Annotated in this window: 1 pseudogene; it reads right to left on the reverse strand. The window is 76.5% G+C overall.

Features of this window, described 5'->3' with window-relative positions:
• Positions 1–107, reverse strand: a pseudogene (locus JHD63_RS24425) (CoA ester lyase); the annotation flags it as partial.
• Positions 108–302: the final 195 nt, after the last annotated feature.

The following is a 302-nucleotide window of genomic DNA, read 5'->3' on the forward strand; positions in this document are numbered from 1 at the left end:
GCCAGTTCGGTCACCAGGGCCGCATGCTCGGCCTCGCCGCCGACCGGGGCGCCGTCCTCGCAGTCGAGCGTGACGTCGAAAGGGCAGACGCCGAACTCGGCCGTCATCTCGGCCTGCAGTTGCAGGCCTGTCTCTTATACACATCTCCGAGCCCACGAGACCGTACAGGAAATCGCGTATGCCGTCTTCTGCGTGAAAAGGGGGGGGGGGGGGGGGGGGGGGGGGGGGGGGGGGGGGGGGGGGGGGGGGGGGGGGGGGGGGGGGGGGGGGGGGGGGGGGGGGGGGGGGGGGGGGGGGGGGGG

The organism is Xylophilus sp. ASV27 (genome assembly GCF_016428875.1).
GTDB lineage: Bacteria > Pseudomonadota > Gammaproteobacteria > Burkholderiales > Burkholderiaceae_C > Xylophilus.